The 18,396-nt window shown below is 58.9% G+C and carries 18 protein-coding genes; 11 read left to right on the forward strand and 7 right to left on the reverse strand.

Annotated features, from left to right (window positions below; genetic code table 11):
- Position 1: 1 nt before the first annotated feature.
- The 5 genes from pknB to WM42_RS06755 all read left to right on the forward strand — a co-directional run bounded on the left by pknB (position 2) and on the right by WM42_RS06755 (position 4,355).
- Entirely contained in the window at positions 2–1,942 is a 1,941-nt protein-coding gene (gene pknB / locus WM42_RS06735; RefSeq protein ID WP_062036451.1) for a Stk1 family PASTA domain-containing Ser/Thr kinase, read from the forward strand.
- Positions 1,943–2,012: 70 nt separating this feature from the next.
- A complete protein-coding gene (crgA, locus tag WM42_RS06740; protein ID WP_062036453.1) occupies positions 2,013–2,285 on the forward strand; it encodes a cell division protein CrgA in 273 nt (90 codons plus the stop codon).
- A 70-nt stretch (positions 2,286–2,355) separates the two neighbouring features.
- Positions 2,356–3,390, forward strand: coding sequence for a sensor histidine kinase (locus WM42_RS06745; protein WP_158510266.1), 1,035 nt, complete (start codon positions 2,356–2,358; stop codon positions 3,388–3,390).
- Positions 3,391–3,452: 62 nt separating this feature from the next.
- Positions 3,453–3,698, forward strand: a complete 246-nt coding sequence (locus WM42_RS06750) for a hypothetical protein (protein WP_062036457.1) — start codon at positions 3,453–3,455, stop codon at positions 3,696–3,698.
- A 6-nt stretch (positions 3,699–3,704) separates the two neighbouring features.
- The gene (locus WM42_RS06755; protein ID WP_062036459.1) at positions 3,705–4,355 is read left to right on the forward strand and encodes a response regulator; all 651 of its coding nucleotides are present in this window, start codon (positions 3,705–3,707) and stop codon (positions 4,353–4,355) included.
- 21 nt (positions 4,356–4,376) lie between these two features.
- On the opposite strand, the gene WM42_RS06760 is transcribed toward WM42_RS06755, so the two are convergent.
- The 5 genes from WM42_RS06760 to WM42_RS06780 form a co-directional block, all read right to left on the reverse strand.
- Positions 4,377–4,955, reverse strand: a complete 579-nt coding sequence (locus tag WM42_RS06760) for a hypothetical protein (protein ID WP_046646009.1) — start codon at positions 4,953–4,955, stop codon at positions 4,377–4,379.
- 11 nt (positions 4,956–4,966) lie between these two features.
- Positions 4,967–5,536, reverse strand: coding sequence for a hypothetical protein (locus WM42_RS06765; RefSeq protein WP_062036461.1), 570 nt, complete (start codon positions 5,534–5,536; stop codon positions 4,967–4,969).
- Between the two features lie 55 nt (positions 5,537–5,591).
- Positions 5,592–6,878, reverse strand: coding sequence for a hypothetical protein (locus WM42_RS06770; RefSeq protein ID WP_062036463.1), 1,287 nt, complete (start codon positions 6,876–6,878; stop codon positions 5,592–5,594).
- A gap of 516 nt (positions 6,879–7,394) precedes the next feature.
- Entirely contained in the window at positions 7,395–8,051 is a 657-nt protein-coding gene (locus tag WM42_RS06775; RefSeq protein WP_201057343.1) for a rhomboid family intramembrane serine protease, read from the reverse strand.
- A gap of 73 nt (positions 8,052–8,124) precedes the next feature.
- The gene (locus WM42_RS06780) at positions 8,125–8,655 is read right to left on the reverse strand and encodes a peptidylprolyl isomerase (protein WP_082787645.1); all 531 of its coding nucleotides are present in this window, start codon (positions 8,653–8,655) and stop codon (positions 8,125–8,127) included.
- Positions 8,656–8,723: 68 nt separating this feature from the next.
- Between WM42_RS06780 and WM42_RS06785 the strand changes: the two genes are divergently transcribed.
- Positions 8,724–9,362: an HAD family hydrolase gene (locus WM42_RS06785; RefSeq protein ID WP_061925731.1), complete on the forward strand. Its 639-nt coding sequence runs from the start codon at positions 8,724–8,726 to the stop codon at positions 9,360–9,362.
- Here the strand turns inward: WM42_RS06785 and metE are convergent.
- A complete protein-coding gene (metE, locus tag WM42_RS06790; RefSeq protein WP_062036465.1) occupies positions 9,342–11,615 on the reverse strand; it encodes a 5-methyltetrahydropteroyltriglutamate--homocysteine S-methyltransferase in 2,274 nt (757 codons plus the stop codon). The two genes, WM42_RS06785 and metE, sit on opposite strands and share 21 nt — an antisense overlap.
- Entirely contained in the window at positions 11,612–12,535 is a 924-nt protein-coding gene (locus WM42_RS06795) for a methylenetetrahydrofolate reductase (RefSeq protein WP_062036467.1), read from the reverse strand. The genes metE and WM42_RS06795 overlap by 4 nt, the downstream gene beginning before the upstream one ends.
- 327 nt (positions 12,536–12,862) lie before the next feature.
- Between WM42_RS06795 and WM42_RS06800 the strand changes: the two genes are divergently transcribed.
- The 5 genes from WM42_RS06800 (at position 12,863) to WM42_RS13855 (ending at position 18,393) form a co-directional block, all read left to right on the forward strand.
- Positions 12,863–13,720 carry a GDSL-type esterase/lipase family protein gene (locus WM42_RS06800; RefSeq protein WP_235591224.1) on the forward strand — a complete coding sequence of 286 codons (858 nt, stop codon included), beginning with the start codon at positions 12,863–12,865 and terminating at the stop codon, positions 13,718–13,720.
- 99 nt (positions 13,721–13,819) lie between these two features.
- Entirely contained in the window at positions 13,820–14,629 is an 810-nt protein-coding gene (locus WM42_RS06805; protein ID WP_062036469.1) for a DUF4366 domain-containing protein, read from the forward strand.
- Positions 14,630–14,745: 116 nt separating this feature from the next.
- On the forward strand, positions 14,746–14,949 hold the full coding sequence (locus WM42_RS06810) for a hypothetical protein (protein WP_062036471.1): 204 nt from the start codon (positions 14,746–14,748) through the stop codon (positions 14,947–14,949).
- Between the two features lie 91 nt (positions 14,950–15,040).
- Positions 15,041–16,615, forward strand: a complete 1,575-nt coding sequence (locus tag WM42_RS06815) for an ABC transporter transmembrane domain-containing protein (RefSeq protein WP_062036474.1) — start codon at positions 15,041–15,043, stop codon at positions 16,613–16,615.
- Positions 16,612–18,393, forward strand: coding sequence for an ABC transporter ATP-binding protein (locus WM42_RS13855; protein WP_062036476.1), 1,782 nt, complete (start codon positions 16,612–16,614; stop codon positions 18,391–18,393). The genes WM42_RS06815 and WM42_RS13855 overlap by 4 nt, the downstream gene beginning before the upstream one ends.
- Positions 18,394–18,396: the final 3 nt, after the last annotated feature.

Genomic DNA, 18,396 nt, shown 5'->3' on the forward strand with positions numbered 1-18,396 from the left:
CATGGTCAATGACCGCTACCACCTTCGCCAGGTCATCGGATCTGGCGGCATGTCTGAGGTTTATGACGCCGAAGACACGGTTCTGGGGCGCGCGGTTGCTGTCAAGATGCTGCGCCCCGAAATGGCGCGTGACATTAATTTCCGTGAGCGCTTCCGCCGCGAGGCTCAAAACTCCGGCAAACTGAATCATCCCAACATCGTCTCCGTTTTCGATACCGGTGAAAAGACCGTCGATGGCATTACGATCCCCTACATCGTGATGGAGCTGGTCAACGGCCGCACTCTGCGCGATATCGTCCGCGAAGACGGCCCACTTCCAGCCCAGGAGGCAGCGCAGCTGCTGGCACCCGTGGCGAATGCGCTGCAGGCTTCCCACGAAGCCGGCATCATCCACCGCGACATCAAGCCCGCCAACATCATGCTCACCAACACCGGCCAAGTGAAGGTGATGGACTTCGGCATCGCGCGTGCGCTCGATGATTCCACCTCCGCCATGACACAAACCTCTGCGGTCATCGGCACCGCTCAGTACCTGTCTCCTGAGCAGGCCCGTGGCAACCCAGCGGATGCACGCTCCGATGTCTACGCATTGGGCTGCGTGATGTACGAGGCCGTCACCGGCCGCACCCCTTTCGAGGGCGAGACCCCGTTCGCGGTGGCGTACCAGCATGTTCAAGAAGAGCCGGTTCCGCCTTCGCAGTACATCGACACGACGCACCTGACTAATACCCAGCGCCTCAACATCGATGCGGTCATTCTGACTGCCATGGCCAAGCACCCGGCGGATCGGTACCAATCCGCCTGGGAGATGAGCGAAGACCTGCAGCGCATGGCCAATGGCCAGCTCACTGAAGCTGCGCGCGGCCACGTTAGCGAGGAAGAGCAAGCGACTTCGATGGTCTCTCCCGTTGTGGGTGCACATCGCGCTCCTGTGCAATCCACTCGCCCGGAAGAGGAAGAAGAGGGCGGCAATGGCTTGAAGTGGCTCGCGCTTTTCTTGGCGGGCCTGTTGGTTGCCATCATGGGCTACTTTGCTTGGGACTTCTGGAATGCCTCGCGCGAGGAAGATCGTGCTGCTCAGCAGCAAGAGGAGGCGACCGCCCGCGCCAATATGGTCGTTGTTCCCGAGGTAGAAAAGCGCCCACGCAACGAGGTCGTCGCCGAACTCGAGAAGATGGGCCTGCTGGTTACCGTCAACGAAGAAGCTAACCCGGATATTAAGCGTGGCCAGGCAATCCGCGTGAACCCTGCGCCGGGTTCGGAGCTGCAGAAGGGTTCCTCGATTACGTTGACTGTTTCCTCCGGTGACGAGATCACCGATGTGCCGGATCTCTCCGGTATGACCTTGGAAGAGGCGGGCAAGGCGCTTAGCGACGCCGGGCTTTCCCTCAACGAGCAGGTCGAAGAGAAAAACGACGATGCTCCTGCCGGCCAGATCATTTCTCAGAATCCCGCCGGCGGCTCGCAGCTGTCTAAGGGCTCAAAGGTCAAGGTCACCGTGTCCAAGGGCAAGGAGGAGGCCAAGGTCCCTGACGTAACCGGTATGCCACAAGACCGCGCTGTCAGCATGCTGGAGTCGGTGGGCTTTGAGGTAAACGTCAACGTCGTGGACTCTCAGGAGCCGGCGGATCGAGTTTTGTCCGTAAGCAACCAGGGCAGCAAGCTGGCCAAGGGTGAGACCGTCACGATTGAGGTCTCCAATGGCATGCTCATCACGGCACCGAACCTGTTGCACAAGACGCCTTCTGAGGCTGAATCCGCGCTGCGCTCTGCCGGCTGGCAGGGTAGCGTGCGCACCGGCCCCGTTGTTCCTACCGGTGCACTGGTGGATAACGGCCGCGTGGGCTGGGCTTCTGTGAATGCGGGCGATGCCATTCGCAAGAACGCAACCGTGGAGCTCCGCGTCTGGGAGTTCACCGCCACAGAGCTGCTCCCGCGCTAGTAGCAGGCGAATTTCGCCTGCTAAAGTAACCGTTAAAAAGAATGCCTAAAGAAAAGTTGAAGGTTTAGCAATGCCAAAGTCAAAGATCACCCAGAGCTCGGGCGTTCCGCAGTCCTCTAGCTCTGCGACCAACCGCACTCCGGTCAAGATCAATTCCGAGGGCACGCCAAAGTGGTACATCGCCATCATGCTGGGCCTGATGATCATCGGCCTGCTGTGGCTCGTGGTCAACTACTTGGCCGGCGAGTCCATCCCATTCATGCAGGAACTGGGCCCATGGAATTACGGCATCGGTTTCGGCTTAGCCATCATCGGCCTGCTCATGACGATGGGCTGGCGCTAAACTTCATCCCCAGACCATGAACTCTACGAGGTTCTACCTTTTCGCCGGCGTCGGCTTCATCATCGCCGTGATGCTGACCGTCGCCATCGATCCTTCTGTCCTCACCCCCGGCGCGCTGTTGCTAGCGGCCCTCGGCGTGGCACTTACCCCGCTCGGTATGAACCACCCGCTGTGGGCGGCTGCGGCTTATAGCGCGCTTTTTGGTATTTGCACATGGCATACTGAATGGCGCTCGTTCTTATTAGTCGCATGGAGCGCAGTCATCGTTGGGCTAATTTCCTACCGACGCCCATGGACTCACGCCGTTATCCCAGGACTGGTGCTGGTACTTCTTTCCATTATCGATCCTGCACAGGGCATCTGCACCTCGCTCGACCTCTTTAGCTTTGTTCTGGTGTCCGCGATCAATTTGCTGGGTATCATTTTCGGCGTTTGGCTAAAAAAGGCGCGCCAACGCAGGCTCGCCGCTGAGCAGAGGAACCAGGAATACCGACACGCGCTGATGACCACGCTGCATGATTCCGTGGCAACGACGTTAACCTCGGTGGTCATGCGCTCAGAAACACTCGGCCTTCTAGAAACCAACCCGAAGGTGGCTGAGAACTCCACAGCCATCGCGGATGACGCGCGCAAGGCAATGGGTGAGGTCCGCGATCTGCTGCGCCTTATGAAAAACGAGGACCTTCCAACGTTAAAGAAAGCACGCTCGACCATCGCAGAAGAACTGGAAGAGATGCAGAGCTTCCTGAGAAGCCATGGTTTCGAATGCACTGTGAAAGGAAAGCTCGGGAAATTGGCGCGTTCCATGGCTTTGCCCAACGATCTGCATCTGGTCTTTTCAGAACTTAGCGCCAACTTGATCAAATACGCCGAAGCAGGTTCCGAAATCACCATCCGACTACGACGCAATTACCGCGGTCTCGATATAGAAGTCCATTCACTCATCGCTGAAGCCCAGGCAGATCAACATATGACGACTAGACTGGGTCTTTCAGAAATCGAAAAAAGAGTTGCTGCAGCAAACGGCACTTTCAGCAGCGGCCCCCACAATGGTAAGTGGATAAGTGCGCTTTATATCCCAATTTCCAACATGGTGCGCAGATAAACTTACCTTGTAGTAGGCTAAGGCCTATCGTCTTTATTTCTCGCCCCAATAGGAGTATCTACATGCGTCTTCGTTCTGCTGCCGCCGCTGCCGGCGCCGTACTGTGCCTTACCAGCACCCCATTTGCTAGCGCTGCTTCTTCCTTCGGTTTTTCCAGTGCCGCTGAGTCTGCTACTCAGACTGAGACCGCCAACGAGACCGCCTACACCGGCGGATTTACCTACTACACCTCTCAGGCGGAAGACTTTGCAAACGCTTTGCGTTGCTCCACCAGCCCGCAGCGTTGGTGGTGTGGTCGTAGCCACTAAGCCTCGATGTCCATTAGAGTCTTTCTCGTTGATGATGACCCGCTGGTCCGCTCGTCACTGCGGCTTTATTTCGAAACCACCGATGACATCTCGGTGGTAGCTGAGGCAGCTAACGGCGCAGAATGCCTCTCGATGCTGGACAACGTTGATGCCGACATCGTCTTGGCAGATATTCACATGCCCACGATGGACGGCATCACTTTGCTGCGCAAAATCAAGGAAAGGCCCTACCCGCCAGTTTTCTTGGCGGTGACATCCTTTGATTCGGATGACACCATGCTCAAGATTCTGCAAGAGGGCGGCGCTGGCTACATCCTGAAAAACCAAAGACCGCAATCCATCATCGATGCAGTGCACGAGGCCATCCACGGCGGCACCGTCGTTGCACCCGTAGCGATGCACCGCCTGGTGGGATACATCGGGGATGCGCCCCGTAAGGACCCAGTCGCCACCGCCATCGAGACGCATCACCTCAGCACTAACGAGATCAACGTGCTCAAACTGCTGCTACAGGGCAATTCGAATTCCGAGATCGCAGCAGCGCTGGAAATCTCAGAATCTTCGGTGAAAAAGCACGTCTCCAGCCTCATCGTCACCTTTAACGCAAGCACCCGCCTAAATCTTGTAACCAAGATTTTAGGCGGGGCAGGTAGCTAGGCACTGAGGCTAGAACACGTCTTAATACACCGGGGCGTCGTCAATGCGTAGCTCCGAATAGCGTGAGTACGGTGCGCTGACAAAGTACGGCGCGCCCTTTTCTACCCACTGCTGATCCTCGGAACAACGCACATCCTGCGAATCCGCGTCGAGCATCATAAAGCCCCACACGAGCTTGCCTTGCTGATTAGCTTCCAAATCGTAGGGGCCAATCTTTTGCCCGAGGCTCCAATGGATCTGGTGGACGAAGTTAAAGCCAAATGCGTTCGACATGTACTTTTCAATGTCGCCGATTGGCTTCACCGAAACGCTGACCTCAGTGGTCTGCGTACGCTTATCAGTCACGGTGTGGCTAACTGGAACAGTGTAGTCGTTGCGATTAGCCACGCTGGCAGCGTCAGTCTGCTTAAACCACATGCGCTCCGCCGTGACATAGGTGCCCTGTGCGCCCGGTGTTGCACAGTGCGTGCCCGGCTTGTAGTCATCGTTCCAGCGCTGCGGCAGGCGGTAGGAAGCCGCGCCGTCGACAGCCTGCGCAGCCGGAGTGGCCGCACTTACTGCCACCAGCAATGCTGCGGCGATGCGTGCAAACTTGCGCACAGTTGCCTCCCCTAGTTGAACTTCATGTTGTCGCGAGTAGAAACCTCAACGTGGCGCTCTGCTGGCAGAGACGCGGTGAAGGTCTCGCCGGTGCCCTGCCAGGTTCCGTCCTGGCCGCACACGGTCTTCTCACCTTCAAAGTCGGAGACAACCCAGCCCGCGCGCATGACGGCGGTCTTGCCAGGTGCAACGTTGTACGGACCGACGGTCTCGCCTACCTCGTAGGTCTGGGAATCGGTGTAGCCAGCGTTGAACTTGATGTTGACCAGCTTCAGGATGTCGAAGTCAACGCCTACGGAAACGTTCCAGGTCTTGGTCTTGGTCTCCTTGATGGCGCGGGTCAATGGCAGCGGCTCAGCATTGTAGTTGGAGACAGTCCAGGTGCCTGCGGAACCATCAAAGTAGGTGCGGACAATCTCAACGGTCTGGCCGGTATCGCCCGGGTTGACGCACTTTTCACCGATGGTGGTCGGGTTAGCAGCGCCGTGGTTAACGGCAGGCAGTGCCATTGCTGGTGCAGCGGCGATGGAAGTTGCAGCAATTGCGGATGCTGCCAGGGCGAGAGTGCGGTTAAAGCGCATGATGTACTCCTATTTAGTGAGAAAGAAAGTGGGGTTGGTAGGCGGTGTCGTGGTGTTAATAAGCGGTCTGGGTCGCAACTGGTAGGTCACGCCACTCATCTGGGGTGACGTCAACCTTGCGGGTCGAGCCATCCTTGCCAGTGACGGTGGCCTCCGCCCAGAATCCGGCCGGCGCGGAGGCCTGCTTGAAGTCGTGAACGAGGCTGTATTTACCATCGCGGCCACAGTGCAGCTCGCTGTAGTTCACGCGCATCATGGTGGTGCCGTATTCGATGCGCGCGCGCTCACCTGGCTTAAGGTCGAGCGGCGCCAGCGCGGTACCCACCGGCATGTAGGCACGCTGTGCGGCACCGATGGAGCCGAGCCAGCCCTCCGGCAGGCGGCCTTTATTGCCCAGCCAGTTCATCTGGCCGTTGTACTGCGCGCCCACCAGGTGGTCGGTGATGCCACGATAGGTGTAATCAGCCTCAGTCCAGTTCATGAAGTCCTGGGAAAAGCCCGGCTTTCGGAAAGTAGGAGCTACGCCCTCAATGGTGTTCGGGTACCACTGCATATCGCCAGCGGTGCACTCTTCGCCTTCGCTCGGCCAATTCTCGCGCTGCAGGTCGGTCGTAGGGTTGACCACATAGTCCTGCTTTTCATCGGCAATCTTCTCCAGGCTTGGGCCGGAGACGGCATTGTAGCCACCGTCAACAACCTTGCTGTTCGCACCCGGCGCGCGGGAAGGAATCTCAAGCGCTTGGTCATCAACGGTACCGTCGGCGTGGATTACGGTTGCCCAGGCATAACGCTCGGCCGGTGCGGTACCACGGATGACATTTGCACCCTGGATATTGGTATAGATGCCATCCTTGCAGTCCACAAACATGGAAATGAAGTCTTTTTCCACGGTGCCGTATTCCACGCGGAAGGAATCGCCAGGCGCAAGCTTGATCGGCCCGATGGTTTCCCCCTCTATCCAGCCGTTGGACAGAGTCAGACCGATGTCTGCCTTTGCGGTGGTGTTCCAGTTGGAAGGCCACTTGGCGGCAGAGTTTGCTTCGATCTCGTGATTAGTCCCGGATTCGACGGTGGCGGTGTACGGAACCGTCTGCTTGGTGGTGTTGGTGAACTGGATGGTGCCATCCGAAAGGTAACGGCGGCCAGTTTCACCAAAGTGCCAATCTGGATAGCCCGCTGCAGTAGCTTCTGTTGGGCTGCACTCCTGGTAGAGATTCTCAATCGGATAGCCCTGTGGCATGGCGGGGATCTCTGCGTGTGCCGCAGCAGGGGCAACGAGGCTTGCCGCAGACAGTGCGGCGGCTGCTACGTAGTAGCTGAGACGGAGGCGGGGAATGCGCATCGCTACGTTTCCTTTTATTCACTATTTTTTGAAGTTTGAGGTTCACAGCAGCGCGGTCTCTCCCTCCACGCGCTGTGAACTACTCACATGACGCTAATCGGCCACCATCGCATCCTTCAATACCTCAGATACTTTCGGATAATTGCCACTTGAGCTTGCATTTTCCAGAATTTTCCCAGCTATTTTTGACTCCGCGCGCAGCCAAAATTGTCCTTTCGTACACACCCGCTTCTGCCCCCTTCCCGAGTTGCCAACAAGATGGGAGGAAAGTTATCCACAGGCTGGGGATAACTCTGTGAAAATCAAATTCCCCAGCTTTCTTCCACAGCCTGTGGATAACTGTTTTCACCCACTTCCACAAGGGCTAAATTACAAGAATGTAAGTCTTCTTGCCTGCGTGATCAGGCAAAACTCCGGCCATGCGTTCGAGAAATTACAAAAATGTAGTTATCCACATTGTGGATAACTACTGTGGAATTCTTTCGCACAAGCGTTTTGGTGAATAACTCGCCGGAGTTATCCCCAAAACCCTGCTTGAAGGCCTAAAAAGAAACTTAAAGCCAAGAAAACCGTGAAAATTCCCGTCCATCGCACTCCCCGACGGCTGTTAAAAACAAAAAATGCGAGAATCACGCCTGTGAACAAACCGCCCAAATGACCCCATAGGGATACGCCGGACATCAAAAACGTGTAAGCCACGTTGGCCGCTACAAGAACAATGGGTGCCCGCAGATCCATACCGCGAGAGTTGTAGAGCCCTACCAGCAAAGCCAGCAGTGCATATATAGCTCCCGAGGCCCCCACCGTCGGTGTTTGATAATCCATCCCCAGCACGGCCGCTGAGGCGCCCAGCAAAGAGAGCAGATATACACAGGCATACAACACTCCGCCTAAGGCCTGTTCGATTTCGCGGCCTACGAGCAAAAGCAGAAACATGTTCACCGCTAGGTGTCCGAGATCGATATGCATAAACCCGGCACTTAGCGCCGTCAACGGCGCAGCCTCAAAGTCCGGGCCCCACAGCGTCCAGTCATAGGCCAGCGAAGAGCCGTAGTAGGACGCAGTAAGCGAATGCGACTGGATGGCGGTAACTGTCCAAACCAGCGTGCACAGGGCGATGACCCCGGCGGTGACCGGCGCTTGTTTTAGGTAGTTGCGCAATGTCTTTTCCATATTTTCCCAAAAAACTTCAATGAGCCCACCGCCACTTTTAATAAGTGGTGGTGGGCTCAGTTGTTAAGAGCTCTTAGGCGATCTCGATGGACTCGATGATGACGTCCTCACGTGGGCGGTCCATGCGGTCCGTATCAACCTTGGCGATCTTGGACACGACTTCCTGGGATGCCGGGTCGGTGACCTCACCAAAGATGGTGTGGTGGTTGTTCAGGTGCGGGGTCGCAGCCACGGTGATGAAGAACTGGGAGCCGTTGGTGCCTGGGCCAGCATTTGCCATAGCCAGCAGGAATGGACGGTCGAACTGCAGCTCTGGGTGGAACTCATCCTGGAACTGGTAGCCAGGGCCGCCACGGCCGGTGCCGGTTGGATCGCCACCCTGGATCATGAAGTTATCAATGATGCGGTGGAAAATTGCGCCATCGTAGAACGGTCCGGACTGCTCGCCCTTTGCGTTCTGGGTGGAGTAGTCCTTCTCGCCCTTTGCCAGGCCGATGAAGTTCTCCACGGTTACCGGTGCATGGTTACCGAACAGGTCGATAACGATATCACCGTGATTGGTGTGCATCGTTGCAGTTGCGGTCTTCTGAGTCATGCCGACCATTGTATGGAATTTCTGGCTCGCGCGCCGCAAATGACATAACGCCCTAAGCGATCACTATGCTTAAGTCCATGATTCGCGCCGTGCTCTTCGACCTCGATGACACTTTGATGGACCATACCTCCGCTATGCGCGAAGGTCTCGACGAATGGTGCCGCGAGCTAGGGCTTCCCACTGGCCAACATGAACGCTTTGCCGCCATCGAGCGCAAGTGGTTCGCCGCCTATGAGCGCGGCGAGGTCACCCATCATGGCCAGCGCATCGCCCGCTGCCGCGAGTTTCTAGAAAAAGACCTTTCGGAGCACGACGCATTGCAGGCCTATTCGGGTTATCTTGCCGCCTACCAGCGCAATTGGCGCGCTTTTGCCGACGCCCTGCCCGCCCTGCAGCGAGCCCTGCAAGCAGGTCTTCGCGTTGGCGTCCTCACCAACGGCGCCCGCGAGATGCAGGAGGCAAAGCTGCGGGCCGGCAAGTTAGATCTGCCAGAGGTGCGTCTCATCGCCACGGTGGATCTGGGAATCCCCAAACCGCAGGCCACCGCCTACCTGGCAGGCTGCCAGGTGGTGGGTTCTACTCCCGCGGAAACGCTGATGGTGGGTGACTCGCTGGCTAACGACGTCGAGGGCGCCCGCGCCGCCGGGCTGCAAGCGGTGCACCTGCGTCGCGACGGCTCGGGCGATATTTCTGGCCTAGACCAATTGGGGTTCTAGCGCGGAGGCCAGCACTTCCTCGCGTGCCAAGACGAGATTGCGCAAAGCCGCTTCCGTCTCGGCATAGCCGCGGGTCTTAAGACCGCAGTCTGGGTTAATCCACAGCCGCTCCGCCGGCACGTGGCGTAGTGCTGCCCGGATGAGCTCGGCCATCTCCGCCACCGAAGGCACGCGCGGCGAGTGGATGTCATAGATGCCAGGGCCGATCTCCGAGTGGAACTTCTCATCGATGTCTTGCAGCAGCTCCATGCGTGAGCGCGCCGCCTCGATGGAGGTGACATCGGCATCGAGGCCTGCCACCGCATCAATGATCTGCCCGAACTCGGAGTAACACAGGTGCGTATGAATCTGGGTGGTCGGTTGCGCCTCGAGGGCAACCAAACGGAAGGCACGTACTGCCCAATCAAGGTAAGCCTGGCGTTCTTCTTGACGCAGCGGCAGCAGCTCCCGCAGTGCGGGCTCGTCGATCTGGATGATGCTGATGCCGGCGTCTTCGAGGTCACGCACCTCGTCAGCCAGCGCCACGCCCAACTGGTCCGCGGAGACTGATTGATGCACGTCATCGCGGGTAAAGGACCACGCGAGGATGGTCACCGGGCCGGTTAGCATTCCCTTGACATGCTTTGCAGAAAGCGACTGCGCGTACTTGGCCCACTCCACCGTCATCGGCTGCGGGCGGGAGATGTCACCGACAACGATTGGCGGACGAGTACAGCGCGAGCCATAAGACTGCACCCAGCCATTTTCGGTGACCACGAAGCCGTCGAGCAGCTCCGCGAAGTACTGCACCATGTCATTGCGCTCCGGCTCGCCGTGCACGAGTACGTCCAGCCCTAGGCGTTCTTGCAGGTCGATGACCTGCGCGACCTCCTTGCGCAGCGCCTTTTCATAATCGGCGTCGGAAAGCTCGCCCTTGCGGTGCGCGGCGCGCGCGGCACGAATCTCCTGGGTCTGTGGGAAGGAACCGATCGTGGTGGTCGGAAGCTGCGGCAGGCCCAGGGACTTCTGCTCCTCGACGCGCTCGGCAAACAGCGGCTGACGCTGGACCTGCCCTTCCGGCAGCCCTGCCGTGCGCTTGGCGACGTCCCGGTTATGCGTGCGCGCCGATTCCGCCCGGGTACGCACCGCGCGATCGGCCTGGGCATAAGCCTCTGGGGCGTCGAGCGGGCCGGCGAAAAGGGCCACGACCTCGCGTACCTTTTCATCAGCGAAGGAGAACCACGTCGCGACGTCAACTGGCAATGTGGTTTCGGCAGCGACGGTATGCGGAACGTGCTGCAAAGATACCGAGGTAGTAACCGAGGCGCCCGGAAGCTGCTCCAGCTTGGCACGCAGATCGCGCAGGTTCGCCGCCCACACATTGCGGCCATCAACCAGGCCCGCGCTCACGTGCACCGGCAACTGCGCTACGCGCTCCAAATAATCCGGTTCCAGCGCCAGGGTTCCCACGCTCAAGTCCACCTGGACTGCTTCCGGGCGTAGCTTCGCAATCGCGTCCAATCCCCTGCGGGCTGCGCCATAAGGCGTGGTCAAGTAGATCTGTGGGCGTTTCGCAGTGCCGAGGATGCGTTCGTAGGCCTGAATAAGGGCGTCGGCAAGCGTAGCGTCATCTGCTGACTGCAGATCAGCCACCAGCGCTGGCTCGTTGAGCTGAATCCACTCCACGCCCGCCGCATGCAGGTACCCAAGCACCTCGATATAGGAATCCACCAGCTTGCCCAGATGCTCGAGAGGCTGGGTGTGGGAACCTTCCGCCGGCTTGGACAGCGCAAGCAGCGTCACAGGCCCCACCAGCACTGGGCGCACCTTGTGGCCTGCTTGCCGGGCTTCCTCCACCAGCTTCAACACGCGCTGCGGACGCGCCTTAAACTCCTGCTCGTCAGCAATTTCTGGGACGATGTAGTGATAGTTGGTGTCAAACCACTTGGTCATCTCCAGTGGTGCTGCCTGTGCATTTCCGCGCGCTAGACGGAACTCATCGGCAAGGGTTTCACCCTCGACTGCACCCACCGTCAGCGCGGTTTCGAGGACGTGATCGTAATAGGCCACGTCCGCCGGGATGGCATAATCCTCGCTCAAGCCGAGGTCGTGCAGGCGGGCATAGGTATCAAGACGCAACGAGTGCGTGGCCGATTCGAAGGTCTCCTCATTGATCTTGTCGGCCCAGAAGGCCTCAAGTGCACGCTTTAGCTCGCGGTTCGCGCCGACGCGCGGATAGCCTTCGATGGTTGTGTGAGGAAATGGTGCGTTCATCGATTTACTCCGATTCTGCTCAGTAGGTCGTGGGTGATGGCTGAGTTGTTATGCGTATATATATGGAGGCCCTCCGCGCCCGCGCGCAGAACGCCGCGCGCGAGTTCGGCCGTGAGCTCCATACCGATTTCTTGTTCTTCTTCTGGGGTTTTCGCTGCCGCGAGCGCTGCCCGCACTTTTGGCGGGACGTCGAGCCCGGACAGCCCCGCCATTCGCTCAAGGCGGGCCACGCTGGTCATCGGCATGATTCCTGGGATAAGCGGGATGCGCACGCCGGCGAGCCGGGCGCGTTGATAGAAGCGCGCATAGTCTTCTGGGTCGAAGAAGAGCTGCGTTATGGCGAAGTTCGCGCCCAAGCGCTGTTTGGCCAGCAAGACATCGATGTCCTCATCAGCATTGGCTGATTCCGCATGGCCATTGGGATAGCACGCCACGCCGACGGCCAGGTTGCCTGCGGCGAAACGTGCCGCTTGCGCTGCTTCCCGACGCCGAATGAGACGGATCAGCTCATCAGCATGCTGCAGGTAGCCCACGGGCATGCCGTCTTCCGGAAGATCCCCGCGCAGTGCGAGGAATCCGCGGACGCCAGAATCGACGAGTACATCGACCCACTCGCTAAGTTCCTCCGGGCTACCGGCAGTGCAAGCAAGATGCGCCAGGGGACGCATCGAGGTAGTGCGCGAAATCTGCTCAATGAACGCGGCCGTGCCACGCAACCATCCGGAGCGCTGCGAGCTGGTTACTGCAATGTAATCAGGGTGATAGCTCTGCAACACTGCAAGCAGTTCAGATGTCTTGCTCGCATCAGCGTCGTTGCGCGGCGGAATCACTTCGAAGGAAAGCGCGGTGCGTTGACGCACCCGAGCCGTCCATTCACTGATTTGGTCTAAAGGAGCAGAGGCCGAGAGTCGCGGAGTCATGTCCACCTCCTTCGCTGGTCACTTCGATTTCGTTGAGATGAAATGTACCAAGCGGTCTATTAAGAAAGGAGGGCTAAATTTTAGGTACCATCTTTAAAACGGTTCTGCCTGCGGGGTTAACGTTTATTAGCGCGAATAAAAATCGCCCAAAATGAACCAAGCTGTCTACCTAGAAGGCGTGGCGGCGGGGGTAACTGGCCTGAAAAAGCAGTAAAATCAAGGCCAATTCCCAATGTCAGACTTGTCTATACCACCTCTCTTAAACAAGTTGCGACCAGCTCCAAACGCAAACGACATCGAGGCTCTCTCTTGAAAAAACATAAGATTTTGACCAAGCTCTCTGCTGTCTGCGCTGCAGTAGTAACCACCGCAGCTCTTGGAACGGCAGCCGCATCGGCTCAGCAATCTGAGACGGTCCTCTTCGGCGACTCCATTTTTGCCAACCCCACCTTCGATCAAATCGGCTCCCCCATTGCCGAGCTGTCTAGCGCCATGAAGATCGGCAGCGACCCAGGCGCTCCGAGCCCACAGGGTTGCCCGCAGGGCGCATCCAACGTTGGCCGCGAGCTCGGCCGCGCCTCGGGCCAGCGCGTCATCAACTACGCTTGCTCCGGCGCTACCGCTGCTGGCTCCACGCCGCGTTCGGACTTTGTCCAGCAGGTAGGCCACGCAGTGGATACCCACACCCTCAACCCGGGCACGCGCAACGTGCTGATCCAGTTCGGCTTCAATGACGTCGTCAACACGAACTTCATCCTTGACCCGAACCGCACGGCTTATAAGAACGCGATGCGCAATCAGATAAACCGCATCCGCGCTGCCGCCCCAAACGCCAAGATCACCCTGGTGGGCTACCCAGCCTTCTCTGCGGCAAACGGCTCCATTTGCCCAATCCGCATCAAGGAGAACCCAGGCCTAGGCGCTAACCTCTCCGCACTGGGCAGCGTACGCACCATCGAAGACAACGTTAACCATGCGATGTTCCAGGCCGCCCAGGAAAACCATGTGGACTACTTTGACCTACGTTCGGCCACCATCGACCACAATATGTGTGCGCCGACCGGCATGCGCTGGATGGGAGGCGTCTACGAGTTTGCGGAGCCGCATAATTTCTTCAACCACCTGACCCACTCCGGCAACGTTGGCGTGGCGCGCATCCTTTCGGATCGCGTCCTCGCACGCTAGGAAATCCACATAAGGATTAAACGCTATAGTGGCGGGGCCCTCGCGCCGTCACTACGCTGGGGTGAAGCGCACCATAAACTAATTTAAGGAGCATCTGGGATGAACCCCACCGCAATTTCCGCCTCCATCGGTCTAGCGAACAATCTATGGAGCCGTTTCAAGGATTACCGCGAGGAAAAAGAACTCGAAGCTTATGCCGCCCTTGAAGGCGCCGCCGCACGTGCGGAAAGCCGCAGCAAGGATCTCTTCCCAGAGGCACGCCGCAACGCCGGTGCTGTAACCCAGGCTGCCCACGAGCGTCTCGAGCGCACCATCGCTGAGCTCAAGGAGCGCGGCCAGGAAGCTGGCAAGCAGGCATCTGAACGCTTCGAAGAGGCTCGCGAGGATGCCAAGAAGGCGCAGAAGAAGACCAAGAAGCAGGCAAAGAAGCAATCCAAGGCTGTACGTAAGGCCGCAAAAAAGGCGCAGAAGCAGAGCGCAAAGAAGCTGAATAAGGCAAAGAAGGTCAACTTCCGTAAGGAAGACAAGGGCTCCAAGTTCTGGCCATTCGCTCTTATTCTGACTCTTGTCTCCGCAGTTGCCGGCGGCGCTTACTACTTCTTCAAGATCCGCAAGGAAGCTCCTTCCGAGGTTCCACCTCGCGTTGAGGACTTCGGTGGCGGCGCAAACGCAGCGGCTGAGGGCTCCACCTTGGTCTACACTTCCACCTCCGAGCAGGACCTCAAGAAGGATTCCGACCTCGCTGAAGAGGGCGTCGTCGAGCGCGATGAGGAGCTGCTGGGCTCCATCGATGAGCAGCTGGCAAAGCACAAGGAAGAAGCTGCGGCCGCTGAGGCCGATACCTCCCGCATCACCGATGACCGCGAGGACGAGGGCAAGCACCGCCTGCAGACTGACGAGCAGGAGTAGTAATATCCCCCGAGCAAGGGGGTAGCGCTCAAGTTGTCTTGATCTCAATTCTTTGATTAAGAGACCTAGAGCTGATTGAATTCTTGAGTATTTCGAACCTATCTCAAGGAGAGTAAATGAGCTTCGAGTCTCTCATTGTCAAGCTCAAGAGCGGAGCGACCTACTACTTCCCAGCCGGCTCCGTCAGCGGGGATCCTTCACATCGTGTTGACAATCTCCGCTTTGCAATTGAGAACGGCACTATCTTCCGTTCTGTTGATGACAACGGTATCGACCGCGAGTTCTCTGGATACGACGTATCGAATTACCACCTTGCATAAAACCTGCAGAGCATAAAACCTGCTAAGGCTGCCTTTCTTTCCGGATAATCCGAGCAAAGGAAGGCAGCCTTTTCTTATAGGATAAGCAGCTATGACTGTCTATCCTCGCATGAAAACCTGGTCTTGGTACCTGCCAAGCCAGCCACCCGCCGGGGAGACCTCTCTCACCGAAACCACCAATTGGTCTAAACCCCGCAGCGCAACCCGGCGCCTGCTCTTTGCGCAGCCGGTGGGCGTGGCCGGCATTCTCATCTCCGCCGCCATCAACGCGCCATTGGGCGCGCTTGTCTCCGTGGTTATTGGCCAAGCCACGCAATACGCATTCAGCGCCCCTTCCTGGCGCACACTCGCCATTCCAGTGGCGTTGACCGCACTGCTGCTTTTCATCGTCTATCTCGCCGAGGCCACCGCGGATGCCTTCACCGATCTCAGCCAGGCCCGCACCACGCATACGCTGCGGCTCGGGCTGCTGGAGAAGCTGCTCCGCTCTTCTACCTCCGGACTTAACCCAGGCCGCCTGCTCAACACGATGGACGAGGATTCCCATTACATCGGCCAGCTCAAGCAGGTGCTCAACTTTCCGCTGACCATGGTGGGCTATCTGCTGGGCGCGATTTTCAGCCTAGCGCCGATCTCGTCCGTGGTTTCCATCGTGCTTTTGATAGGTGCCGTCGTCACCGCGGCGGTATCTTGGGCCACCGCAAAACCGTTGACGAGAGTGGCGGCAGCCCGCCGCCACAAGGAAAACACGGCGCTTTCGCTCGCAACGGACTACGCGCAGGGCTCCCGCGTTATTAAAGGTCTAGGCGCTAACGAGGTGGCCAAGCAACGCTTTGGCACCGCTGCACACACCGCCCTCGACGCAATGCTGCGCGAGCTAAGGCTTAGCGTCTGGTTGAACTGGTTGCGCCAGATGGTACCTACCGCATTTACCATCGGTCTGCTCGCATGGACCTCATGGCAGATGTACCTGGGCAATATTTCCCCAGGTGGGATGATGAGTATCACGATGCTCGCCCCACCGGCGCTCAACGTCCTTGGGATCGCGCTGGGCCATCTCACCGAGGCGTGGGCGCGGGCCCAGGCCTCCGTGGAGCGCATCGGTGAGTTGCTGGAGGACCTGGATAAAAGGGACGTCGCAAAGCACGGCGATGCGCTTTCCTTAAGCCCTGGCTTGCAGGTCTGGGTACCGGGGACCACCAAAGGGCGCGCGCTTGTCGACGCCACCATGTCCCGCCTTTCTGCCCACGGCGCCCTGTGCCCGCCGCACCGGATTTCCGTGCTGGAGGGAACGCTGGCCGATAACATCAATCCGCTCGGCAACATCCCGGCATCGCAGGTTCGCGCGGCGCTTGAGGCCGCGGCCTGCGAGGACATTGTCACTCGTCTCGGTGGCTTCGATGACAATGGCGCCTTGCCGGATGCTCCCATTGGGGAGGCTGGACTGAACCTATCGGGCGGTCAACGCCAACGCGTTGCGCTTGCCCGCGCGCTTGCCGCGGACCCAGAAATCTTGGTGCTTGATAACCCCACTACGGGCTTGGATTCGCTAACACTCGCGACGGTAGCTGAGCGCGTGGCGTGCTTGCGCAAGGACCAGATCACCGTCGTAATCAGCGGCGCGTCGACGTGGGCGGCTAACGCGAAGGAGGTGCTAGAACTATGAGTAAACCCGCAGCAGATGCCCTAGCTCCTGCCTCCGCCCGTGAGTCCTGGCAGTTCCTTCGCACGCTGCCTTCCGCACCGTCGAAGGCGAAGCTGGCGCTGGTATTCGGCATCTTCACTCTGACCATCCTGATGATGAACCTGGGCTCGCAGGTACTCGGCCGCCTCGTGGATATCATCCAGGGTGGCGAAGTCCCTGTGATTGGCTCTGGGCGCAAGGCGATGATTGCTGCACTATGGATCATCGCAGCCTGCCTCCTCGTTGAGGTCAGCGGCCGGGCGCTCGGCGGCTATCTCATCAACGCCCGCACGCGCCGACTGGCTGTGGATCTGCGTACCGCAGCTCTCGACTCGGTGCTGCGCGCTCCCGTGCCGCGCGTGATGGAGCTGGGAACCGGCAACGTGATCACGCGCTTGTCTAAGGACATCGACACCGTGGTCACGGCAGTGGCCATGATGGGTGAGCGCCTTGCCGTCACCATCTTCATTCTGCCGCTTACTTTCCTAACCATGGCTTTCATCCACCCGGCTTACCTTTTGCTGTGCATGCTCGCAGCCGCCGTGATGTATCCGTTTATCAAGGGAACGATTCGCGATATCCCCGCCGTGGCCAATGCCGTCTCCACCGTAGAGGCCCGCCGCAACAACGTCTTGCTCGATACCATTCGCGCATTGGAGACCCTCCGGATTTTCCGCCTCGACGGCTGGGCCACGCGCCGCATGGAGAACTATTCTTGGAATACCGTGCAGGCCTGGGGCGATAAGGTGCCGCTTATCAACCGCATCATCGGCCAAGGCAGCATTGCTTTCGGTGTGCTGCTCCTCGGTTCACTCTCCATGTCAGTGCCCATGGTGGCCTGGGGTTGGCTCACACAAGGCCAGGCCACGGCCGCGGTCTTGCTGGTCATGCGCCTAGAGATGCACGTTTTCAACATCTTGTTCTTCGCTGGGGAAATTCAGCATTCGGCAACTTCCTTGGGCCGCGCTGTAGCGCTGGCTCTGCTGGGCGCTGACGTGCCAACCAAGGAAGTAGCGCCGCTTGGGCAAGCCCCCGCGGTGCATATCGACGCCGTGAGCTACTCCTACCCCGGCGGCGCCAAGGTCTTAGACGGCATTAGCCTCACACTGACGGCCGGCACCACGACCGCGCTGGTGGGCACCTCAGGTGCAGGCAAATCCACCTTGGCCGCACTGGTGGCCGGGCTGCAATACCCCACTGCGGGCAGCATCCGCCTTGACAACGTCGACACCGCAACAGTGCCCAATACCTGGGTGACCGAGCACGTCGCGCTGATTACGCAGGAAGTCCACCTCTTCTCCGGCACGCTGCGCGAGGATCTTCTGCTCGCGCGACCTACTGCCAGCGACGCAGAGCTATGGGCAGCCCTACACGAGGTCGGCTTGAAGGAAGGTTCACGCTGGCTTCCCGACGGTCTCGATACCCGCATCGGCGCCGGCAACGAAGAGATGGGCGCCGAAGCCGCCCAGCAGATCTCGCTGGCGCGCATGGTGCTGCGCCAGCCGCCGGTGCTCATCATGGATGAGGCCACCTCAGAGGCCGGCTCTGAACACGCCGCCGTGCTTGAGGAAGCCGCCCGGGCCGTCACCCGCGGGCACACCTGCCTAGTGGTGGCGCACCGCTTGGACCAGGCTCGTGAGGCGGACCGCATCATCGTGATGGAGCAAGGAGAAATCGTCGAAGACGGCGACCACGCCTCCCTCATGGCGCTCGGCGGCCGCTATGCCAAGGCTTATGCGCAATGGGAGCACGGCCACTAGGCT

This window comes from Corynebacterium simulans, assembly GCF_001586215.1.
In the GTDB taxonomy this organism is placed as follows: domain Bacteria; phylum Actinomycetota; class Actinomycetes; order Mycobacteriales; family Mycobacteriaceae; genus Corynebacterium; species Corynebacterium simulans.

What these genes read in the sequence shown, in the direction of transcription:
- WM42_RS06755 (WP_062036459.1), top strand. Translation starts at nt 3,705, where the DNA reads ATGTCCATTAGAGTCTTTCTCGTTGATGATGACCCGCTGGTCCGCTCG.
- WM42_RS06750 (WP_062036457.1), top strand. Translation starts at nt 3,453, where the DNA reads ATGCGTCTTCGTTCTGCTGCCGCCGCTGCCGGCGCCGTACTGTGCCTT.
- WM42_RS06810 (WP_062036471.1), top strand. Translation starts at nt 14,746, where the DNA reads ATGAGCTTCGAGTCTCTCATTGTCAAGCTCAAGAGCGGAGCGACCTAC.
- WM42_RS13855 (WP_062036476.1), top strand. Translation starts at nt 16,612, where the DNA reads ATGAGTAAACCCGCAGCAGATGCCCTAGCTCCTGCCTCCGCCCGTGAG.
- WM42_RS06770 (WP_062036463.1), bottom strand. Translation starts at nt 6,878, where the DNA reads ATGCGCATTCCCCGCCTCCGTCTCAGCTACTACGTAGCAGCCGCCGCA.
- pknB (WP_062036451.1), top strand. Translation starts at nt 2, where the DNA reads ATGGTCAATGACCGCTACCACCTTCGCCAGGTCATCGGATCTGGCGGC.
- WM42_RS06805 (WP_062036469.1), top strand. Translation starts at nt 13,820, where the DNA reads ATGAACCCCACCGCAATTTCCGCCTCCATCGGTCTAGCGAACAATCTA.
- WM42_RS06815 (WP_062036474.1), top strand. Translation starts at nt 15,041, where the DNA reads ATGACTGTCTATCCTCGCATGAAAACCTGGTCTTGGTACCTGCCAAGC.
- WM42_RS06780 (WP_082787645.1), bottom strand. Translation starts at nt 8,655, where the DNA reads ATGGTCGGCATGACTCAGAAGACCGCAACTGCAACGATGCACACCAAT.
- crgA (WP_062036453.1), top strand. Translation starts at nt 2,013, where the DNA reads ATGCCAAAGTCAAAGATCACCCAGAGCTCGGGCGTTCCGCAGTCCTCT.
- WM42_RS06785 (WP_061925731.1), top strand. Translation starts at nt 8,724, where the DNA reads ATGATTCGCGCCGTGCTCTTCGACCTCGATGACACTTTGATGGACCAT.
- WM42_RS06745 (WP_158510266.1), top strand. Translation starts at nt 2,356, where the DNA reads ATGCTGACCGTCGCCATCGATCCTTCTGTCCTCACCCCCGGCGCGCTG.
- metE (WP_062036465.1), bottom strand. Translation starts at nt 11,615, where the DNA reads ATGAACGCACCATTTCCTCACACAACCATCGAAGGCTATCCGCGCGTC.
- WM42_RS06775 (WP_201057343.1), bottom strand. Translation starts at nt 8,051, where the DNA reads ATGGAAAAGACATTGCGCAACTACCTAAAACAAGCGCCGGTCACCGCC.
- WM42_RS06765 (WP_062036461.1), bottom strand. Translation starts at nt 5,536, where the DNA reads ATGCGCTTTAACCGCACTCTCGCCCTGGCAGCATCCGCAATTGCTGCA.
- WM42_RS06795 (WP_062036467.1), bottom strand. Translation starts at nt 12,535, where the DNA reads ATGACTCCGCGACTCTCGGCCTCTGCTCCTTTAGACCAAATCAGTGAA.